This window comes from Reyranella sp. (genome assembly GCF_965279625.1).
GTDB lineage: Bacteria > Pseudomonadota > Alphaproteobacteria > Reyranellales > Reyranellaceae > Reyranella.
Genome location: NZ_OZ257251.1, coordinates 2,061,543 through 2,081,061, shown reverse-complemented (window position 1 = coordinate 2,081,061; position 19,519 = coordinate 2,061,543). Strand labels below are relative to the sequence as shown.

Annotated in this window: 16 protein-coding genes and 1 pseudogene; 6 read left to right on the top strand and 11 right to left on the bottom strand. The window is 66.5% G+C overall.

Annotation, left to right across the window (positions count from 1 at the left end):
• Positions 1 to 32: 32 nt before the first annotated feature.
• Together ACQY78_RS10135 and ACQY78_RS10130 are read right to left on the bottom strand one after the other, a co-directional pair.
• The gene (locus tag ACQY78_RS10135) at positions 33 to 1,250 is read right to left on the bottom strand and encodes an MFS transporter (RefSeq protein ID WP_428685200.1); all 1,218 of its coding nucleotides are present in this window, start codon (positions 1,248 to 1,250) and stop codon (positions 33 to 35) included.
• Positions 1,250 to 2,377: a CaiB/BaiF CoA transferase family protein gene (locus ACQY78_RS10130; RefSeq protein WP_428685198.1), complete on the bottom strand. Its 1,128-nt coding sequence runs from the start codon at positions 2,375 to 2,377 to the stop codon at positions 1,250 to 1,252. Before ACQY78_RS10130 ends, ACQY78_RS10135 begins: the two co-directional genes overlap by 1 nt.
• A gap of 142 nt (positions 2,378 to 2,519) precedes the next feature.
• Between ACQY78_RS10130 and ACQY78_RS10125 the strand changes: the two genes are divergently transcribed.
• Complete coding sequence (locus ACQY78_RS10125) at positions 2,520 to 3,731, top strand: CaiB/BaiF CoA transferase family protein (RefSeq protein ID WP_428685196.1); 1,212 nt, start codon at positions 2,520 to 2,522, stop codon at positions 3,729 to 3,731.
• Here ACQY78_RS10125 and ACQY78_RS10120 read toward each other — a convergent pair.
• Together ACQY78_RS10120 and ACQY78_RS10115 are read right to left on the bottom strand one after the other, a co-directional pair.
• Complete coding sequence (locus ACQY78_RS10120) at positions 3,728 to 4,198, bottom strand: DUF2867 domain-containing protein (protein WP_428685195.1); 471 nt, start codon at positions 4,196 to 4,198, stop codon at positions 3,728 to 3,730. The two genes, ACQY78_RS10125 and ACQY78_RS10120, sit on opposite strands and share 4 nt — an antisense overlap.
• A gap of 121 nt (positions 4,199 to 4,319) precedes the next feature.
• Positions 4,320 to 4,970 carry an OmpW/AlkL family protein gene (locus ACQY78_RS10115; protein ID WP_428686351.1) on the bottom strand — a complete coding sequence of 217 codons (651 nt, stop codon included), beginning with the start codon at positions 4,968 to 4,970 and terminating at the stop codon, positions 4,320 to 4,322.
• A 270-nt stretch (positions 4,971 to 5,240) separates the two neighbouring features.
• On the opposite strand from ACQY78_RS10115, the gene ACQY78_RS10110 reads away from it, so the two are divergent.
• The 5 genes from ACQY78_RS10110 to ACQY78_RS10090 all read left to right on the top strand — a co-directional run bounded on the left by ACQY78_RS10110 (position 5,241) and on the right by ACQY78_RS10090 (position 10,792).
• Entirely contained in the window at positions 5,241 to 6,437 is a 1,197-nt protein-coding gene (locus tag ACQY78_RS10110) for an acyl-CoA dehydrogenase family protein (protein WP_428685193.1), read from the top strand.
• Positions 6,438 to 7,634, top strand: a complete 1,197-nt coding sequence (locus ACQY78_RS10105; RefSeq protein ID WP_428685191.1) for an acyl-CoA dehydrogenase family protein — start codon at positions 6,438 to 6,440, stop codon at positions 7,632 to 7,634.
• A 40-nt stretch (positions 7,635 to 7,674) separates the two neighbouring features.
• Complete coding sequence (locus ACQY78_RS10100) at positions 7,675 to 8,817, top strand: acyl-CoA dehydrogenase family protein (protein ID WP_428685190.1); 1,143 nt, start codon at positions 7,675 to 7,677, stop codon at positions 8,815 to 8,817.
• A 135-nt stretch (positions 8,818 to 8,952) separates the two neighbouring features.
• Positions 8,953 to 9,912, top strand: coding sequence for an AEC family transporter (locus ACQY78_RS10095; RefSeq protein ID WP_428685188.1), 960 nt, complete (start codon positions 8,953 to 8,955; stop codon positions 9,910 to 9,912).
• Between the two features lie 22 nt (positions 9,913 to 9,934).
• Positions 9,935 to 10,792 carry a TauD/TfdA dioxygenase family protein gene (locus ACQY78_RS10090; protein ID WP_428685186.1) on the top strand — a complete coding sequence of 286 codons (858 nt, stop codon included), beginning with the start codon at positions 9,935 to 9,937 and terminating at the stop codon, positions 10,790 to 10,792.
• 4 nt (positions 10,793 to 10,796) lie between these two features.
• Here ACQY78_RS10090 and ACQY78_RS10085 read toward each other — a convergent pair whose 3' ends face one another.
• The 7 genes and pseudogenes from ACQY78_RS10085 to ACQY78_RS10055 form a co-directional block, all read right to left on the bottom strand.
• Positions 10,797 to 11,309, bottom strand: a complete 513-nt coding sequence (locus tag ACQY78_RS10085; RefSeq protein WP_428685184.1) for a DUF992 domain-containing protein — start codon at positions 11,307 to 11,309, stop codon at positions 10,797 to 10,799.
• 65 nt (positions 11,310 to 11,374) lie between these two features.
• A complete protein-coding gene (locus tag ACQY78_RS10080; protein WP_428685182.1) occupies positions 11,375 to 12,241 on the bottom strand; it encodes a phytanoyl-CoA dioxygenase family protein in 867 nt (288 codons plus the stop codon).
• 105 nt (positions 12,242 to 12,346) lie between these two features.
• Positions 12,347 to 12,868 carry a hypothetical protein gene (locus ACQY78_RS10075; protein WP_428685180.1) on the bottom strand — a complete coding sequence of 174 codons (522 nt, stop codon included), beginning with the start codon at positions 12,866 to 12,868 and terminating at the stop codon, positions 12,347 to 12,349.
• Positions 12,869 to 12,918: 50 nt separating this feature from the next.
• Positions 12,919 to 13,641: a sulfite exporter TauE/SafE family protein gene (locus ACQY78_RS10070; RefSeq protein ID WP_428686350.1), complete on the bottom strand. Its 723-nt coding sequence runs from the start codon at positions 13,639 to 13,641 to the stop codon at positions 12,919 to 12,921.
• A 74-nt stretch (positions 13,642 to 13,715) separates the two neighbouring features.
• A pseudogene (gene metH / locus ACQY78_RS10065) lies at positions 13,716 to 17,422 on the bottom strand (methionine synthase).
• A complete protein-coding gene (gene metF / locus ACQY78_RS10060) occupies positions 17,419 to 18,345 on the bottom strand; it encodes a methylenetetrahydrofolate reductase [NAD(P)H] (RefSeq protein ID WP_428685178.1) in 927 nt (308 codons plus the stop codon). The pseudogene metH and the gene metF overlap by 4 nt, the downstream one beginning before the upstream one ends.
• Positions 18,342 to 19,322, bottom strand: coding sequence for an ArsR/SmtB family transcription factor (locus tag ACQY78_RS10055; protein ID WP_428685175.1), 981 nt, complete (start codon positions 19,320 to 19,322; stop codon positions 18,342 to 18,344). The genes metF and ACQY78_RS10055 overlap by 4 nt, the downstream gene beginning before the upstream one ends.
• Between the last annotated feature and the right edge of the window lie 197 nt (positions 19,323 to 19,519).

Here is a 19,519-nt window from a genome sequence, read left to right as displayed (position 1 = left end):
CTGCGCTCGGGATGACACCTCTTTCTTAATTGTCATCCCGAGCGCAGCGAGGGACCTTTCGCTTCTGAACTCCCCACCACCAGCCCGCCCTTCCACGTCCGCGCGAGCAGAAGCAGCGCGCACAGGCCGAGGGCGCTGACGACGGTCATGCCTAAAAACGCGCGCTGGCCGTAGTCGGAATAGAGAATGCCGGAGAACTGGTAGACGACTGCCTGTGTGGCGCCGGTGCCCAGCGCGTAATAGAGGCTCTGGCCGATCGCCGCGCCGTGTGTCGGCAGCGCGCGCTGCAGGAACGCCATGGCGCCGAGATGGCAGGCGGCGAAGGTGCAGGAGTGCAGCGCCTGCAGCAGGACCAGCGCCCACAGCTCTGTCGTGAAGGCCATGGCCGTCCAGCGCACCAGTCCGGCCGTGAGGCCGAGCGCGATCAGGCCGCAGACGCCGAGCCGCGCCAGCAGCCAGCCGCCGAACAGCATCAGCACGATCTCGATGGCGACGCTCTCGGCCCACAGCGCGCTGATCGTCACGTCGTCGATGCCGGCGCCGCGCCAGGTCAGGGTGCCGAAACTGTAGAGCACGGAGTGGCTGGCCTGGCAGAGGCCGCAGGCCAGCAGGAACAGGAGGAACGGCGGCTGCCGCAGCAGTTCGCTCACGCGGAACGGCGCATGCCCATGCGCGGCGGCGGCGCGCGGGGCGGCGGGCGGCAGCAGCAGCGCGAACGGCGCCAGCAGCACGATGCTCGCCATCCCGACATAGAGTACCCAGGGCGGGCCGTAGCGATCGACGGCAATGCCGGTGAGGAAGGTGCCGAAGATGAAGGCGACCGAGCTCCACATGCGCACGCGGGCATAGTCGAGGCCGTGCTTCTTGGTCTCCGTCACCAGCACGCCGTCATAGAGCGGCATCGGCGGCGACCACAGGAAACCCCAGAGCATGGTGACGACGAAGATCGCCAGGAACGAATGGGAGACCTGATAGGCGCCCATCATCGCGACGGAGGCGATGCCCAGCGCCACGATGACGCCGCGCGGTCCGCCCAGGCGATGGGCGACCCAGCCGACCGAAAGCGTGGCGATCACCGTCACGATCTGCCGCGACATGAACAGCGTGCCGATCTCGGTGTCGGTGACGCCGCGGTCGCGCAGCCAGACCGGCCAGTAGCTCATGAAGGCGCCGGCGGCGAAGAAGTAAGCGGCGCCATAGGCCGCGAGCCTCGCCCCTTGAAGCAGACGGCCCGACAGCCCGTCGGACATCAGGCGGCGAACTCCTTGCGGATCGCCTCGCTGTGCTGGCCGAGCGTCGGCACGTCGCCCAGCCGCTCAGGCTCGCCGGTATAGGAGGCGGCCAGCGCCGGGATCGAGACGTCCTCGCCGCCGATCGAGTTGAAGCCGGTGCGGCGGAGCTGCGGATGGGTCGTGAGGTCCTTCACGCTACTCACCCGCGCCCAGGCGATCTGCGCGGCTTCGAGGCGGGCCGAGAGATCGGCGAAGGTCTGCGACTCGAAGCTCCTGGCCACGATGGCGTTGGTCTCGTCGCGCCGCGCATTGCGTGCCTTGCCGGTCGCATAGTCCGGATCCTTTTCGAGGCCGGGCCGGTCGATGACGCCGTGGCACAGGCGCTCGAACTCGCGGTCGTTCTGGATCGAGATCAGGACCGGGACCTTGTCCGAGGTCGGATAGACGCCGTAGGGCGCGATGAACGGATGGGTGAGGCCCAGCCGCGGCCATTCGTAGTTGGAATATTCCATGCCGAGCAGCGGCACGGTCATCCATTCGGCCATCGAGGAGAAGAGTGAGACCGAGATGGCGCGGCCCTCGCCGGTCCGGCAGCGGGCGATCAGCGCCTCCAGCACGGCGGCGTGCGCATACATGCCGGTGCCGATGTCGGTGGCGGAAATGCCGACCCGGCCCGGCGCATGTTCGGTGCCGGTGATCGAGGCGAGGCCGCTCTCGGCCTGCACCAGCAGGTCGTAGGCGCGGCGGTTCTTGTAGGGGCCGTGGTCGCCATAGCCCGAGATGTCGACGGTGATCAGCTTCTTGTGCGCCGCCCGCATGGCGGCGGAGCCGAAGCCCGCCCGCTCGGCGGCGCCCGGCGCCAGGTTCTGGATCAGCACGTCTGCCTTGGCGATCAGCCGGTGCAGCAGGGCGAGATCGTCCTTCGCCTTGAAATCGAGGGTGAGGGACTGCTTGCCGCGGTTCAGCCAGACGAAGTAGCTCGACTGGCCGTGCACATAGCCATCGTAGCCGCGCGCGAAGTCGCCCTCGGGCCGCTCGATCTTGATGACGCGGGCGCCGGCATCCGCCAGCCGGGCGGCGCAATAGGGAGCGGCCACGGCCTGCTCGACACTCACCACCAGCAGACCGTCCAGCGCTCCAGCCATCACATGACCCCAAATTCCAGAAATGCCCCGCGCATCGCACCGCGAAGCGCCTCGGGACGAGGTGTTACCGTAGGACTACCATTTCGCAAGGGGCGATGGCACGGTTCCGACAAGATCAAAACGACATAGCGGGGACGAGGAAATGCCGGGACCATTGCAGGGCGTGCGTGTGATCGATCTGACGGCCGTTCTGCTGGGGCCGTTCGCCACGCAGCATCTCGCGGACATGGGCGCCGACGTGATCAAGGTCGAGCCGCCGGAGGGCGACCTGCTGCGGGCCTCGGGCGGCAGCCTCGGCAACGCCCCGGGCATGGGCCCGATCTACATGGCAGCCAACCGCAACAAGCGGTCGGTCTGCCTCGACCTCAAGAAGCCCGCCGCCTGCGCCGTCCTGAAGGACATGATCAAGGACGCCGATCTCTTCATCCACAACAGCCGGCCGCAGGCGATCGAGCGGCTGGGCCTGGGCTACGAGGAGCTGAAGAAGATCAACCCGTCGATCATCTATGCCTATTCGCTGGGCTATGCGCGCAAGGGGCCGTACGGCCACAAGCCGGCCTTCGACGACCTGGTGCAGGGCGTCTCGGGCGCGGCCTCGCTGCAGAGCCGGGTCGACGGGCTGCCGCCGCGCTTCATGCCGAGCCTGATCGCCGACAAGACGACCGGGCTGCATCTCTGCATCGCCGTGCTGGGCGCGCTCTACCATCGCAAGTGCACGGGCGAGGGCCAGATGATCGAGGTGCCGATGCTCGAGACCCTGGCCTCGTTCTGGCTGACCGAGCACCTGTTCGGCGCCACCTGGAACCCTGAGCGCGCGCCCATGGGCTACGACCGCATCATCAACAAGTTCCGCCATCCGTTCCCGACGAAGGACGGCTACATCTGCGCACTGCCCTATACCGACGCGCACTGGATCAAGTTCTTCGAGCTGGCGGAGCGGCCCGATCTCGCCAAGGAGAAGAGGTTCGTCGACCGCATGGAGCGCGCCAAGCATTTCAGCGAGCTCTACCAGGTGCTGGCCGAGCTGCTGAAGCATCGCCCAACGCAGGAATGGCTCGACATGTTCGACGAGGCCGACATTCCCGCCATGCCGGTGCGCACGCTGGAGGAGCTGAAGGACGACCCCCACCTCAAGGCCACGGGCTTCTTCACCGAGCGCGAGCACCCCACCGAGGGCCCGATCACCACCTTCGCCAGCCCGCTCGACTTCGAGAAGACCAAGGTCGAGTTCCGCCGCCATGCCCCACAGATCGGCGGCGACGGCGTCGAGGTCCTGCGCGAGGCGGGTCTGAGCGACGAGGCGATCGAGAAGCTCAAGACCGACAAGGTGCTGATCGTGCCGGCGGAACGCTAGAGGCGGCGGCGCAGGCGTCGCAACGCGTCGGTCACGACCAGAATGTGGAAGGGCAGGATCGCCGCGAGATAGAGGCGGCCCAGCAGGTTGTGGCAACGCACGACCGTCGTGGCGACGAGCGTCCTGTCGGTGCGGCGCAGGAGGACCGAAGTGCGGAAGTCGAGATGGCGGTCGTCAGCGCCCAGGACGATCTCGTCGGCCGAGCGCGACAGGACGGGGAAGAAGGCGATGTGCTCGCTGGCCTCCAGGGCGTGTGAGGCTTTCACCCCGAACAGCGTCATCACCCGATCGCGGATCGCCAGCAGGATCGTGAACCACACGGGCAGGTCGGCGAAGAGCAGGGTGGCGAGGGTGTCGACGTCGGCGGGCGCACCCGGCGGCAGGGTGACGGCAAAACTGTCGGTCAGGCTGGCGCCGGGATACCAGTCACGGAGGCGGCTCTCGGCGGGTGGGGCGATGCGGCTCATGGCACAGAATATGGGAACGGGTCCCGGAGAGAACCCCGAGACCCGCTGTCGCGGGACGATCCGTCCTGCGCGAAACCGGCCTGAGCGACGCCGATATCGATCGAGCTTTCGCCCCGTGGGCCTAGAACCTGTAGGTCACGCCGGCGCCAATGATCCAGGGATCGATGACCGCGGTCCCGCTCACCGGGATGGTGTAGTTGACCGTGGCATTGTAGGTCGGGCGCAAGATGTACTTTTTGACGTCGAAATTCACGCCCCAGTGCTTGTCGATCATGTAGTCGAAGCCGACCTGGACGGCGCCGCCGACGGTATTGTTGATACTGAGGTTGGTCACCCCGAGTCCGTTGGTCTGCGTATAGCCGGCGCTCTGGCCGAAGAAGATCGTGTAGTTCAAGCCGATGCCGATATAGGGCTTGAAGGCGCCGAAATCGGTGAAGTGATATTGCGCCAGCAAGGTCGGGGGCAGGAGCCACGCGCTTCCGATGTTGGTGTTCGCGAGGGCGCCGGTGCCGGTGATGCTGTGAGCCGTGACGCCGAGAATGAGCTCGGCCGCGACGTTGCGCGTGATGTAGTAGCTGATGTCGACTTCGGGGACGATTGAATTGCCGATGGACAGGCCGGAATTCGGCGTCGAAAGCGCCGGGACGCCCTGTACGTTCACCGTGCTCCCCGACGAGGCCGGGAGCACGCCCAGGGCGCGGACGCGGACCTGCCAGGGACTCTGAACCTCGGTGTCGTCTGCTTTGGCCGCTTGCCCCAGCGAGCAAGACATAAGGGCTGCCGCGACCATCGCGCCAGCGATTGAAACTCTCTGCATCGCACTCTCCCCACTCTATCGGGGAAAAGTGAACGCCATCTGGCGGAAACGGGAATTGACCTGGATCAATCGGCGCGCAATCGGCCGTGCTTACGAGCGACAATTTTACGTAAACCCGTTCCGCATCTCGGCGCGGTCAATCGCCAGACGGTTTATGGACGCTTGTCCGGAACGGGCTCGTGGCTAAACTCCCGCCAAATCGAAATGCCTCCTCGGGAGGGGAACATGGACCTCGCTTTCACGCCTGAAGAACAGAAATTTGCCGACGAGGTGCGGGCCTTCGTGCGCGCCAACCTGCCGGCCGACGTGCGCGACAAGGTGAAGAACGGCAAGCACCTGATCCGCGACGACTACATGCGCTGGCAGCAGGCGCTCGGGAAAAAGGGCTGGCTGGTCTACACTTGGCCGAAGAAGCATGGCGGCCCGGGCTTCACGCCGGCCCAGCGCTACATCTTCGAGAACATCTGCGCCGAGGAATATGCGCCGGGCATCATCCCATTCGGTACCAAGATGGTCGGCCCGGTGATCTACACGTTCGGCACCGAGGCGCAGAAGGAGAAGTATCTTCCGGCGATCCGCGAGAGCACCGTGTGGTGGTGCCAGGGCTATTCCGAGCCCGGCTCGGGTTCCGATCTCGCCAGCCTGCGCACGAAGGCGGAGAAGGACGGCGACCACTACATCGTGAACGGGTCGAAGACCTGGAACACGATGGGCCACTGGGCCGACTGGATCTTCTGCCTTGTCCGCACCGATTCGAAGTCCAAGCCGCAGGAAGGCATTTCGTTCCTGTTGATCGACATGAAGACGCCCGGCATCACGGTGAAGCCGATCATCATGGCCGATGGCGGCCACGAGGTGAACGAGGTCTTCTTCGACAACGTCAGGGTCCCGGTCGAGAATCTGGTCGGCAAGGAGAACGAGGGCTGGACCTGCGCCAAGTTCCTGCTGGCCAACGAGCGGCTGGGCATCGCGGCGGTGCCGCAGTCCAAGCGCGGCGTCGAGGCGCTGAAGGACATCGCCCGCGTCGAGCAGGACAATGGCCGCCCGCTGATCGAGAACCAGGCCTTCGCCGAGAAGATCGCGGATCTCGAGATCCAGGTGACGGCGCTGGAATTCACCGAGCTGCGCGTGCTGTCGCAGATGGCGCAGGGCGGCCAGCCCGGCGCCGAAGTTTCGGGCCTGAAGATCCGCGGCTCGGAGATCCAGCAGCGCATCACCGAACTCACGATGGAAGCGGTCGGCGAATATTCCGCGCCCTACCTGCCGGGCCTGCTGTGGCAGGGCACCAACGAGGAGCCGGTCGGTCCCGACTATGCCCACCTCGCCGCGCCGCGTTACTTCAACACGCGCAAGACCACGATCTACGGCGGCAGCAACGAGATCCAGAAGGGGATCATCAGCAAGATGGTGTTGGGGCTCTAGATGGACCTGTCGCTCAAGCCGGAACACAAGGCATTCGCCGACGAAGTGCGGGCGTTCGCGCGCGAGAACCTCTCGCCCGCGACCCGCGAGAAGACCTTCTCCGGCAAGCATTACGACCGCGACGACCACATCGTGTGGCAGAAGGCGCTCGGGAAGAAGGGCTGGCTCGCCTACACTTGGCCGAAGAAGTACGGCGGCCCCGGCTGGGACGTGACGCAGCGCTTCCTGTTCGAGAACGTGCTGGCAGAGGAGGGCGCGCCGCGCATCCTGCCGTTCGGTCCGAAGATGGTCGGGCCGGTGATCTACACGTTCGGCACCGAAGAGCAGAAAGAGCGCTTCCTGCCGGGCATCCGCAGCTCCGAAGTCTCGTGGTGCCAGGGCTATTCCGAGCCCGGCGCCGGCTCCGACCTCGCCAACCTGCGAACCCGCGCGGTGAGGGAGGGCGACCACTACATCGTGAACGGCCAGAAGACCTGGACCTCGTTCGCCCATTGGGGCGACTGGATCTTCTGCCTGGTGCGGACCAACCCGGACGGCAAGCCGCAGGAGGGCATCTCCTTCCTGCTGATCGACATGAAGAGCGCCGGCGTCACCGTGCGGCCGATCATCATGACTGACGGCGCCCATCACGTGAACGACGTGTTCCTCGACAATGTGAAGGTCCCGGTCGAGAACCTGATCGGCAAGGAGAACGAGGGCTGGACCTGCGCCAAGTTCCTGCTGGCCAACGAGCGGCTGGGCATCGCGGAGGTCCCGTCCTCAAAGCGCGGCGTCGCGATGCTGCGCCAGATCGCCCGCATCGAGCCGCAGGATGGCGGCACGCTCGCCGACGATCCGGCCTTCACGGCGCAGATCGCCGACATCGACCTGCAGGTCCAGGCGCTGGAGATGAGCGAGCTGCGCGTGCTGTCGACCATGGCCCAGGGCGGCGCGCCCGGGCCTGAGGTTTCGACCCTCAAGGTGCGCGGCTCGGAGATCCAGCAGCGCATCGCCGAGCTCACCATGGAAGCGGTGGGCGAGTACGCCCAGCCCTACCAGCCCGGCATGCTGTTCCACGACACAAACGAGACCCCGATCGGGCCCGACCACGCCCCGCCGGCCGCACCGCGCTATTTCAACATGCGCAAGACCAGCATCTACGGCGGCAGCACCGAGATTCAGAAGAACATCGTCTCGAAGATGGTGCTGGGCCTCTGACGAGGGCTATAACCGCGTTCAAGAATTCCGGAGGAGAAACATGGATCTGTCCCTTTCCGACGAACAGAAGCAGCTGCAGGAATCGGCCGAGCGCTTCGCCCGTGAGAAGTACACGTTCGAGAACCGCCGCAAGATCGTGGCGACCGAGCGTGGCTGGCTGCCCGAGAACTGGGCGCAGTTCGCCGAGTTGGGCTGGCTCGGCATGGCCTTCTCGGAAGAGGATGGCGGCTACGGCGGCGGCCCGATCGAGACGATGATCGTCATGGAACAGTTCGGTAAGGGCCTGGTGCTCGAGCCGTTCCTGCCGACGGTGGTGCTGGGCGGCGGCATGATCGCCCGCGCGGGTTCCGCCGACCAGAAGGCCGCCCTGCTGGCGCCGATGATCGAGGGCAAGAAGCAGTTCGCCTTCGCCTGGCTGGAGCGTCAGAGCCGCTACAACCTGGCCGACGTCTCGCTCAAGGCGACCAAGGAAGGCAACGGCTGGTCGCTCTCGGGCCACAAAGGAGTGGTCTACAACGCTGCCTCCGCCGACGAGATCATCGTGCTGGCCCGCACCGCCGGCTCGGCCCGCGAGCCCAAGGGCCTGACGCTGTTCGTGGTCGACGCCAAGGCCAAGGGCCTCAGCCGTCGCGACTACCCGACCCAGGATGCGCTGCGCGCGTCCGAACTGACCTTCGACAAGGTCTCGGTCGGCGCTGAGGCGGTGCTGGGCAAGGTCGATGACGCCTTCCCGGTCGTCGAGGAAGCGGTCGACCGCGCCATCGTGGCACTCTGCGCCGAGGCCACCGGCTGCATGGACGCGATCAATGCGGCCACGCTTGAGTACATCAAGACCCGCAAGCAGTTCGGCGTGGCGATCGGCAAGTTCCAGGTGCTGCAGCACCGCATGGTCGACTGCTTCACCAACGCGCAGGAAGCGCGCTCGATGACCCTGATGGCCTCGCTCAAGATCGACGACAAGGATCCCACGGTGCGCGCCAAGGCCGCCTCGGGCGCCAAGGTCCAGATCGGCAAGTCGGGCAAGTTCTGCGGCCAGAGCGCGGTGCAGATGCACGGCGGCATGGGCGTCACGGACGAGATGGCGGTCAGCCACTACTTCAAGCGGCTGACGATGATCGACCTGATGTTCGGCAACCAGCAGCACCACCTGACGCGCTACAGCAACCTGGCGATGGCGGCTTAAGCGCATTCACATGCGCCGGCGGGCGACAGCGCCTTCTCGCGTTTTCGCCGGCTTCGGTGAAAACGCTGTGGCGCGAGAGCCCGCGCCGTGCAGAAACGATGAGAACGCGCCACGGGAGTGGCGCGTTCTTGGTTTATGAACGCGATCGTCGACATCATCGTGCCGGTGTTCGGCATGGTGCTGGTCGGCTGGGTGATCGGCCGCAGCAAGCTCCTCAGTCCGGAAGGCTTGCGCGGCTTCACTGCCGTCACCTTCTACGCCCTGTTCCCCGCGCTGCTCTTCCGCTCCATGGCCAAGGTGCGGCTGGAGACGCTCGAGCCGCAGGTGCTGCTCGCCTTCTTCAGCGGCGTGATGGTCCTCTACGGCATGCTCATGGTGCTCGGCCGTATGCAGGGTCTGCGGCTGGGCGATCGCGCCATGTTTGCGCTGAGCGGCTCCTTCTCCAACGGCGTCGGCATCGGCATCCCGTTCATCAGCTACGGCTTCGGCGAACAGGGGCTGGTGCCGCTGCTGATGATCATCAGCGTCCACTCGCTGATCCTGCTCAGCTTCACCTGCTTCCTGATGGAGATGGACGGGGCCGGCGGTGGGCGCGGCAACGTGCTGAAGCGCCTGGGCGGTGCGGCCCTCTCGATGCTGAAGCACCCGGTCATCCCGGCGATCTTCGCGGGCCTCTTGTGGGGCGAGATCACGACGCACGTGCCCGGAATTGCAACGCCTGCGGTAGTCGACCGCATCCTGCAGGCCCTTGCGGCGGCGGCGCCGCCCTGCGGCCTGATCATGGTCGGCGCTTCGCTCGCCCATGTCGGTCTGAAGGGGCACTGGCAACCGGCGGCGGTTGCCTCGGTCTTTAAGCTCGCGGTGCTGCCGGTCCTGGTCTGGACGATCGGCCGCTATGTCTTCCCGCTCGATCCGCTGTGGCTCAACGTGGCCACCCTGAACGCCGCGCTGCCGGCCGGCGCCAATGTCTATCTGATCGCCCAGATGTACGCGATCGGCGTCGGCCGCGCGACCAACGCCGTGGTGATCTCGACCGCCGCCAGCGTCCTCACGTTGTCCGTTGCACTGTTGTTGCTCGGGGTGCAGCCGCGGTAGGCTCAAAGATCGGAGGTTGGCCATGACGTACGAGACGGTTCAGGTGCGCGAACTCGAGGGCGGCTGCGGTGCCGAGGTGCTGGGGCTCGATCTCAAGTCGATGAGCAATCGCCAGTGGGACGAGGTGCAACGCGCCTTCGTCGAGCACGGCGTGATCTTCTTTCGCGACCAGGCGCTGACGCCCGAACAGCACATCGAATTCGCGCAGCGCTGGGGCCAGATTGACATCAACCGGTACTTCACGCCCGTCGCCGGCTATCCGCAGATCGCTGAGGTGCGCAAGGAGCCGCAGCAGCAGAAGAACATCGGCGAACGCTGGCACACCGATCACACCTACGACCAGATCCCCGCCATGGGCTCGATCCTGGTGGCGCGCGAGCTGCCGTCGAAGGGCGGCGACACGCTGTTCTCCAACGTCTATCGGGCCTTCGAGACCCTGTCGGAAGGCCTCAAGAAGACGCTCCGTGGCCTCAACGCGGTGCATTCCTCGGCGCACCGGTTCGGCGCCGCGGCACGCCAGGCGAGCGGCAGCGACATCGTCTTTCACAATGCCGACAAGGTGGGGGACGTGCTGCACCCGGTGGTGATCCGCCATCCGCTGAGCGGCCGCGAAGCGCTCTACGTCAATCCGGACTTCACGCTGCATTTCGAGGGCTGGAGCGTCGAGGACAGCAACCCGCTGCTCGACTATCTCTACGCGCACGTGACGCGGGGTGACTTCACCAGCCGCTTCCAGTGGAGCAACGGCTCGATCGCCTTCTGGGACAACCGTGCCACCTGGCACAGCGCCCAGAACGATTATCAGGGCGAGCGGCGCCTGATGCACCGTATCACCGTCGCCGGCTGCGCGTTGCAGGCGGCGACGGCTGCGTCGGTCTAGAAGCCTACTGCTTCAGGCGGATCGTCATGGCGGCCACGCCGGTCGCCAGGTTGTAGCCGGCATCCTTCACGACGCCCGAGGCCAGCATGCCGATCTCGGCATTCGGACCGCCATAGATCCAGTTGCCGCCGGCCTGAGTGCCGGCCGCGACCGTGCCCTGCTCGCCGACATAGGTGCCGCCCAGCTGAGTGGCGCCGCGCTCCGAACCCAGCGAATAGACGCGCCAGATCGTGTGCACTGCCTTGGTGTAGCCGATGTCGATGCCGACCTTGTCGATCGTTCCCGTGTACTGCGCCGTCGAGACGCCGTCCTTGCCGAGGAACACGCAGTCCAGCGGCTTGGCCGAACCCAGGATATAGCCCGTGCTGCCGCCGACGTTGCAGGTCAGCGAGCCAATGTAGATGCGGGAATTGGCGTTGGTGGTGTTGAGCTGCTGTGCGCTCGACTGCTGCAGGCTGCAGGCACCGGTCGAGAGGGCGAGGGCGGCCAGTGCGGCCGTCATGACGACGTTCTTCATAGACACTCCTGTTGGGGAGGGCGGCTCGCAGGAGCGCCCGTCCGGGAGACAGCCACTACCACGACTCAAGGCCTGGCGCCCGTCATCACGGCTTCCTGATCCTCCGGGGCGTAGAAGAAGTCGCCGGGCCTGAAATCGTGGCCGAGGTCGCCCAGCAGGCGGCGCTGGCGCGGCGTGCAGTGGTCGAAGAGCGCGGCGTAGGGACCGCTGAAATCGTAGGCCCGCATGAACATCTGGCAGTAATTGTAGAGCAGCGTCTTGCGCGCCTTGCCGGAATGGTTGGGTGAGGGCCCGTGCCACAGCGCGTGCGGGAAGACATAGGCGTCGCCGGCCTTGCCGAGCAGCGGCACGGCGCCCGGCATGCCGGGATGAGGGATCCGCTCGGCGCGCTCCGGGAAGCTGCGCAGATGGCTGCCGGGGAAGACCGTGAAGTTGCCGCTGTCCGGCGCGGTCACGTCGGTCAGCAGGTACATGACCTTCACCGCGAGCGGCCTGCTGGTCTCGCTGACCCGGATCGATTTCTGGGCCTGCCCGCCGTCGGTGTGGGTGTAGCCTGGAAAGGTGTCGGTCGAGGCGCGCACGATCGCCTGGCTCATCGAGAACTGGATGTAGGGGCCCATCAGATCGAGGATCAGGTCAAAGATCCCCGGCCGGTCGATCAGGTCGACGAAGGCCTGATGATAGGGTAGCAGGTCGCGCCGATCCATGAACGCGTCCTTGTTCTGGTCGGGCAGCTTCCACGCATAGTGGCCGCGCGGCAGTGCTCCCGGCGCGGGCTCATAGCCGGGCTCGGTGCGCACTTTGTCGTCGAGCAACTTCGAAAAGAAATCCACTTCGGCCGGGGACAGCGCGCCTTCGATCTGCAGGTAGCCGTCGACGGCCCACTGCTCGCGCTGTGCCTCGGTGAGTGTGCGCGTGGTGTTGGCCAGCATGCGTTCCTCCCTGGAAGCGTGCTGGCCAGCATAGCGCGATCCGCCGCCCGTGTCGGCGACGGCTTCTCGCCTGGCGGCCGGGCGAGGTTGTGCCCGGAAGAGGTCTTAGCGGGCGTCGCGCTTGGCTTGGGCGCGCGCGCCCTGCTTGCGGACGCTGCCGCGCACCGAGCCCGGCACGTGGTTCTCGACGGCGACGCGCGCCTTGCCGCGAACGACCTTGGCGGGTCCCTTGGCCTTCGCCTGCGGCTTGGCCGTCTTGGCCTTCTGCTTCAGCGCCAGCGCCTTCTTCGCGCTCTCGACCAGCGCGGCCTTCGCCTTGATCTCGCCGCGGCGGGTCGTCTCCGTCTCGAGGCGGGCGAGTGCCGCCGACAGGACCTCGAGCTTCACCATTGAGCCCTCGTCGGCCTTCGGCGGCGTCGCGCCGCGCGGGCGCGCCTTGCCGCGCATCTCGCGGCGCTGCCGGTCGGCCACCGTGCGCGCGCGGTCGCGGCGCGTACGCATCCGCTTCACCAGCCGGTTGAGTTCGGAGTCGGTCATCGAGCGCGCGGCGCGCACACCCGACAGCGCCACCAGCTCGCGCTCGCTCTCGGTGAGGGCGCGCAGTTCCTGCTTCTTCGTGATTGCCATGGTCGGTCTCCTTGAAGGGGCCCCTCCTTGCCAATCAATTTCGCGCGCGTCTACCTCAGCGCCTGCCAAAGCAGCGCGACGCCCGATACGGCCATGACGATGTCGAGCATGTACTGGAAGGCGGCGACGCTCAGGCGTTCGACGATCAGGCGCGCGAGATAGGTGCCGGCCATTACAGAGGAGCCGGTGATCAACCCCTTCACCATGATGTCGGTGGGCAGCGCGCCGAAGGCCTGGAAGGTGAGGGCCTTGCTGATGTAGAGCGCGAGCGAACCCGCGGCTTCGGTGGCGATGAACGCGCCTTTGACGAGTCCGTGCGCGGCGAAGGCGGGCACGCTGAGCGGTCCGGTCGAGACCACGATGCCGGTCAGGAAGCCGATCACGATGCCGGCTGCGAACATCCCGCGATAACCCAGCACGAGGTTGCGCGCGGAGAGCCAGCGGCGGCCCGGGATCATCGCGAGGAAGAAGACGCCCAGCGCGGTCTCGACCGTGTTTTCGGGCAGCGCCAGCAAGGTGCGGGCGCCCAGTGCCGCCGCGGGAATGCCGCCGGCCGCATAGGCGGCGGCGGCGCGCCAGTCGATGTGGCGCCACCAGGCGGTGATCTTGGCGAAGTTCGACATCAGCGCGACGACCGCCATGATCGGCACGGCCTCGCGCGGCCCGAAGACCATGACCAGCACCGGCAGCAAGATCACCGTCGCGCCGGTCCCGACGATACCGCTGACTGTGCCGGCGATCAGCCCGACGAACAGGACGAGGGCGTAGCTCAGCATCGTTGCGCTCTCGACCTCGCCCGCTTTCATGTTCCTCTCTCCCTATCGGAAGAGAGGAGAACGATCCCGCCTTAGTATCCGATGTTCGGTCGCAGCCACTTCTCCGCCTGCTCGATCGAGACGCCGCGGCGCCTGGCATAGTCCTCGACCTGGTCCTTGCCGATGCGGGCGACGCCGAAATACTGAGCCTCGGGATGGGCGAAGTAGTAGCCCGAGACCGCCGAGGTCGGCATCATCGCGAAGCTCTCGGTGAGCTGGATGCCGGCGTTCTGCCCCGCATTGAGCAGCCGGAACAGTTCGGGCTTCTGGCTATGGTCGGGGCAGGCGGGATAACCCGGCGCCGGGCGGATGCCGCGATACTTCTCGCGCACCAGCTCCTCGTTGGAGAGCGCCTCCTCCGGGACGTAGCCCCACAAGGTCTTGCGCACGCGCTCATGCAGCCGCTCGGCGAAGGCTTCCGCGAGACGGTCGGCCAGCGCCTTCAGCAGGATGTCCGAATAGTCGTCGTGGTCGGCCTTGAAGCGCGCGAGATGCTCCTCGATGCCGTGGCCGGCGGTGACCGCAAAGCCGCCGATCCAGTCAGCCTCGGGCGAGACGAAGTCGGCCAGGCACATGTTGGCGCGCGGCGCCCGCTTCTCGATCTGCTGGCGCAGGAAGAAGAGCCGCGAGATTTCCTTGGTGCGCGTCTCGTCGCTGTAGATCACGACGTCGTCGCCCTCGCGGCGGCACGGCCAGAAGGCGACCACGCCTTTGGCCGTCAGCCACTTCTCGCGCACGATCAGGTCCAGCATCTTGCGCGCGTCGGCATAGAGCTTCCTGGCGCTGTCGCCGACCACGGGATCCTCGAGGATGGCCGGATAGTTGCCGGCCAGCTCCCAGGCGCGGAAGAACGGCGTCCAGTCGATGCGCTCGACCAGCTCGTGCAGCGGGTATTCGGCGAACACGCGCGTGCCCGTAATGGCAGGCTTGGGCGCCGCGTAGGCGGGCCAGTCGATCTTGAAGTCGTTGGCGCGCGCCGCCTCGAGCGCGATCACCTTCTCCTTGGTGCCGCCCGCGCGCTCCACGCGAATCGCCTCGTATTCGGCGGCGACCTTGATGGCGAAGTCCTCGGCCTGCGAGCCCGACTCCGAGACCAGCGCCGAGCAGACGCCGACCGCGCGCGAGGCGTCGAGCACATGCACGGTCGTGCCGTTGTAGCGCGGTGCGATGCGAAGGGCCGTGTGGACCTTGGAGGTCGTGGCGCCGCCGATCAGGAGCGGCAGGTTCATGCCCTGCCGCGTCATCTCCTCGGCCACCGTCACCATCTCGTCGAGCGACGGCGTGATCAGGCCGGAGAGGCCGATGATGTCGGCCTTGTTGTCGTTGGCGCTCTTCAGGATGTCCTGGAACGGCACCATGACGCCGAGGTCGATGACCTCGAAGTTGTTGCACTGCAGGACCACGCCGACGATGTTCTTGCCGATATCGTGGACGTCGCCCTTGACCGTCGCCATGACGATCTTGCCCTTGGGCCGCGAGCCCGCCGTCTTCTGCGCCTCGATGTAGGGCAGGAGATGCGCCACCGCCTTCTTCATGACGCGCGCGCTCTTCACCACCTGCGGCAGGAACATCTTGCCGGCGCCGAACAGGTCGCCGACCACGTTCATGCCGGCCATCAGCGGGCCCTCGATCACCTCGATCGGACGCGCGATCTGCAGCCGCGCCTCCTCGGTGTCGGCGACGACGAACTGGTCCATGCCCTTGACCAGCGCATGCTCCAGCCGCTTCTCGACCGGCCAGCTGCGCCATTCGGCGTCCTGCGTCTCGGCAACCTCGCCGGTGCCCTTGTACTTGGGTGCCAGCTCGAGCAACCGCTCGGTCGCGTTGGGATTGCGGTTGAGGATCACGTCCTCGCAGGCGTCGCGGAGTTCCTGCGGGATCTGGTCGTAGACCTCGAGCTGGCCGGCATTGACGATGCCCATGTCCATGCCCGCCTGGATGGCATAGTAGAGGAACACCGAGTGCATCGCCTTGCGCACCGGCTCGTTGCCGCGGAAGGCGAAGGACAGGTTGGACACGCCGCCGGAAATCTTGGCGGCGGGGCAGCGCTTCTTGATCTCGCGCGTCGCCTCGATGAAGTCGACGCCGTAGTTGTTGTGCTCCTCGATGCCGGTGGCCACCGCGAAGACGTTGGGATCGAAGATGATGTCCTCGGCCGGGAAACCCACCTGGTTCACCAGGATGTCGTAGGCGCGGGCGCAGATCTCGACCTTGCGCTCCTTGGTGTCGGCCTGGCCCTTCTCGTCGAAGGCCATGACCACGACCGCAGCGCCGTAGCGGCGGACCTTGCGGGCATGGGCGATGAACGGCTCGATGCCTTCCTTCATGGAGATCGAGTTCACGATCGGCTTGCCGGCGACGCACTTGAGGCCGGCCTCGATCACGCTCCACTTGGAGCTGTCGATCATGATCGGCACTCGCGCGATGTCGGGCTCTGCCGCGATCAGCTTCAGGAACGTGTCCATCGCCAGCTCGGCGTCGAGCAGTCCCTCGTCCATGTTGATGTCGATGATCTGCGCGCCGCTCTCGACCTGCTGGCGCGCGACCTCGATGGCGGCGGTGTAGTCGCCCTCCAGGATCAGCTTCTTGAAGCGGGCCGAGCCGGTGACGTTGGTGCGCTCGCCGATGTTGATGAACATCGCACGCGGCGCCGGCTTGCTGTCGATATCGATATCCTGAGCCATTAGAAGAAACTCGCCGGTTCCATGCCACTGAGACGCAGCGCGGGTGGCAGGACATGCCAAGTGCGCGGCGTGATGCCTTTGACCGCCTCGGCGATCGCCTTGATGTGGGCGGGCGTCGTGCCGCAGCAGCCGCCGACCACATTGATCCAGCCGTTCTCGGCCCAGCCCTTGACCAGCTTGCCGGTCATTTCCGGCGGCTCGTCGTAGGCGCCGAGCTCGTTGGGCAGCCCGGCATTCGGATAGATGCACAGCATGCTGTCGACCTGCGGGTTCAACGCCTGCACGTAGGGATGGAGCTCGGTCGCGCCGAAGCTGCAGTTCAGGCCCATGGTGATCGGCTTGGCATGCCGCACCGAGTGCCAAAAGGCCTCGACCGTCTGGCCCGAGAGGTTGCGGCCCGCCAGGTCCGTGAGCGTCATCGACACCATCACCGGAAGGACCTCGCCGCGTGCCTCGCCCGCCTCGTCGACCGCGACGAGGGCGGCCTTGGCGTTCAGCGTATCGAACACCGTCTCGACCAGGATGAAGTCGACGCCACCGTCGAGCAGCCCGTCGATCTGCTCGCGGTACATGTCCTTCACCTCGTCGAAGGTGACGGCGCGGAAGCCCGGGTCGCTGACCTTGGGCGACACCGAAAGCGTCTTGTTGGTCGGCCCCAGCGCGCCCGCCACGAAGCGCGGCTTGGACGGGTCGCGCGCCGTGGCGGCATCGGCGCAGGCGCGCGTCAGCTTCGCCGCGGCGACGTTGATCTCGCGCGCCATCCCGGTGATGCCGTAGTCGGACAGGCTGATCGAGTTCGAGTTGAACGTGTTGGTCGCCACGATGTCGGCGCCGGCGTCGAGATAGGCGTTGCAGATCTCGCCCACCACGTCGGGACGCGTCAGGTTCAGGAGGTCGTTGTTGCCCTTCTGGTCGTGGTTGAAGGTACGGCCGCCGCGGAATCCTTCCTCGTCGAGCTTGTAGCTCTGGATCATCGAGCCATAGGGCCCGTCCTTGATCAGGATGCGCTGCGAGCCGATCTCGCGCAGCTGCTCGGCCTTTTCCTCGTGGGTCATCGGGGGCGCACTCCCAGCAGATGGCAGATCGCAAAGGTGAGATCTGCCCGGTTCAGCGTATAGAAATGGAACTGCTCCACGCCCTCGTCACGCAGGCGGCGGCAGAGGTCGCCAGCCACGGTGGCGGCGATCATGCGGCGTGTCTCGAGATCGTCGTCGAGCCCGTCGAACATGTTGCAGAACCACGGCGGCACCTTGGAGCCGCAGAGGCCGGCGATGCGATTGACGGCTGAGAAGTTGGAGACCGGCATGATGCCGGGCACGATCGGCACGTTGATGCCGGCTGCCGCCGCGCGGTCGCGGAAGCGCAGGAAGTCCTCGGCCTCGAAGAAGAACTGGGTGATGCAACGGTCGGCGCCGGCATCGACCTTGGCCTTGAGGTTCTCGAGATCGGCCTTCTCGTCGGCCGAGGCGGGGTGCTTCTCAGGATAGCCCGCGACGCTGATCTGGAAGTTGCCGATCTTCTTGAGGCCCGCGACCAGCGCCGCCGCATTGGCATAGCCTCCGGGATGCGGCGTGTACTGGCCGCCCATGCCGCCCGGCGGGTCGCCGCGCAGGGCCACGATGTGACGGATGCCGGCATCCCAGTAGGCGCGCGCGATGTCGTCGATCTCGCCCTGGGTGGCGGCGACGCAGGTGAGGTGCGCGGCGGCATCGATGCCGGTCTCGCTCTTGAGGCGCGCCACCGTGTCGTGGGTGCGCTGCCGAGTCGAGCCGCCGGCGCCGTAGGTCACCGAGAAAAACGAGGGATGGAGCGGGGTCAGGCGCTTCACTGTCTCCCACAGCGTGTGCTCGGCCGCATCGGTCCGCGGCGGCGAGAACTCGAACGATACGGCGAGCCGCTGCGGCGCGCGGGCGGGAAATTCGGTCGCGCTCCCCGTGGAGCTCAGGGGACTGCCGATCGGACCGGTATCGGGGCTCATCGTGACTCTCCATGGGCGGAAACGGTGGCTGGCCGCGGGGCGGTGTGAGCCGGTAGCTCGCGCTCGCCGCGCCAGATGCCCGTCATCAGGCGGCGGCCGGGGAAGTGGATCGGTTCGAGCGGCGTGAGGCCGGCGCTGCGCAGCCAGCCCTGCACCTGGTTGTCGGCGAAGCCCAGATGGACATGGGCATGCTCGCGCTTCAGCTCGACGAGGTCGTGCGGCGAGAAGTCGACCACCAGGACCGAGCCGCCGGGTTTCACGACGCGCGCGGCCTCGGCCAGCGCCGCGGCGGGATCGTCGGCATAGTGCAGCACGTGATGAATGGTGACGACGTCGAAACTGTCGGACCCGAAGGGCAGGGCGTACATGTCGCCCTGGCGGATGTCGGCATTGTCGATGCCGGCGCGCGCCAGATTGGCACGGGCCAGCGCGAGCATCTCGCGGCTCTGGTCGACGCCGATGGCCTGTTCGACCTTGGGCGCCAGCACCTCGAGCAGCCGGCCGGTGCCGGTGCCGACATCGAGCAGCCGGCGGGCGCCGAGTGGCAGGTGATGGCTGAGCGCCCGCTCGATCTCGCGATCGGCGACATGCAGCGCGCGCAGCTCGTCCCAGCGCTGGGCATTGTCGCGGAAGAAGCGGGCGGCTGCCGTCTGGCGGCGCTGCTGGACGGCGTCCAGCCGGGCGCGGTCGGTCGCGATCCGGGGGTGCTTGGGGTCGAGCCGGCGCACGAATTCACGCACCAGGGCAGCATCCTCGCCGCCATTGGTCAGGCGGAACCGCGTGAACTGCGCCTCGCGGAATCGCTCGAGCAGGCCCGCCTCGACCAGCAGCTTCAGGTGCCGCGACACGCGCGGCTGGCTCTGCCCCAGCACATTCACATAATCGCTGACGGTCAGGTCCTCGCGCGCCGCCAAGGCCAGGATGCGCAGCCTGGTGTCTTCGGCAGCGGCCCGCAGCAGGGTGAGTAGGTGCTCCATGGGAAGAATGATATAAGCATATCTTTATGTATGCAATAGCATTGGACCGATGGCGAACCGTGAAACACAAGAAACCGACAGCGTCGAAGGCGGTGCCCGTAATCGCTTCAAACTACAGCCTCGGTATGCAACAATCCTTTCAATGCGACGAATGAACGTCGCGTCACGCTTTGTGGCCCGGCGTCCCGGGCCAGCGG

What these genes read in the sequence shown, in the direction of transcription:
- ACQY78_RS10135 (WP_428685200.1), bottom strand. Translation starts at nt 1,250, where the DNA reads ATGTCCGACGGGCTGTCGGGCCGTCTGCTTCAAGGGGCGAGGCTCGCG.
- ACQY78_RS10130 (WP_428685198.1), bottom strand. Translation starts at nt 2,377, where the DNA reads ATGGCTGGAGCGCTGGACGGTCTGCTGGTGGTGAGTGTCGAGCAGGCC.
- ACQY78_RS10125 (WP_428685196.1), top strand. Translation starts at nt 2,520, where the DNA reads ATGCCGGGACCATTGCAGGGCGTGCGTGTGATCGATCTGACGGCCGTT.
- ACQY78_RS10120 (WP_428685195.1), bottom strand. Translation starts at nt 4,198, where the DNA reads ATGAGCCGCATCGCCCCACCCGCCGAGAGCCGCCTCCGTGACTGGTAT.
- ACQY78_RS10115 (WP_428686351.1), bottom strand. Translation starts at nt 4,970, where the DNA reads ATGTCTTGCTCGCTGGGGCAAGCGGCCAAAGCAGACGACACCGAGGTT.
- ACQY78_RS10110 (WP_428685193.1), top strand. Translation starts at nt 5,241, where the DNA reads ATGGACCTCGCTTTCACGCCTGAAGAACAGAAATTTGCCGACGAGGTG.
- ACQY78_RS10105 (WP_428685191.1), top strand. Translation starts at nt 6,438, where the DNA reads ATGGACCTGTCGCTCAAGCCGGAACACAAGGCATTCGCCGACGAAGTG.
- ACQY78_RS10100 (WP_428685190.1), top strand. Translation starts at nt 7,675, where the DNA reads ATGGATCTGTCCCTTTCCGACGAACAGAAGCAGCTGCAGGAATCGGCC.
- ACQY78_RS10095 (WP_428685188.1), top strand. Translation starts at nt 8,953, where the DNA reads ATGAACGCGATCGTCGACATCATCGTGCCGGTGTTCGGCATGGTGCTG.
- ACQY78_RS10090 (WP_428685186.1), top strand. Translation starts at nt 9,935, where the DNA reads ATGACGTACGAGACGGTTCAGGTGCGCGAACTCGAGGGCGGCTGCGGT.
- ACQY78_RS10085 (WP_428685184.1), bottom strand. Translation starts at nt 11,309, where the DNA reads ATGAAGAACGTCGTCATGACGGCCGCACTGGCCGCCCTCGCCCTCTCG.
- ACQY78_RS10080 (WP_428685182.1), bottom strand. Translation starts at nt 12,241, where the DNA reads ATGCTGGCCAACACCACGCGCACACTCACCGAGGCACAGCGCGAGCAG.
- ACQY78_RS10075 (WP_428685180.1), bottom strand. Translation starts at nt 12,868, where the DNA reads ATGGCAATCACGAAGAAGCAGGAACTGCGCGCCCTCACCGAGAGCGAG.
- metF (WP_428685178.1), bottom strand. Translation starts at nt 18,345, where the DNA reads ATGAGCCCCGATACCGGTCCGATCGGCAGTCCCCTGAGCTCCACGGGG.
- ACQY78_RS10055 (WP_428685175.1), bottom strand. Translation starts at nt 19,322, where the DNA reads ATGGAGCACCTACTCACCCTGCTGCGGGCCGCTGCCGAAGACACCAGG.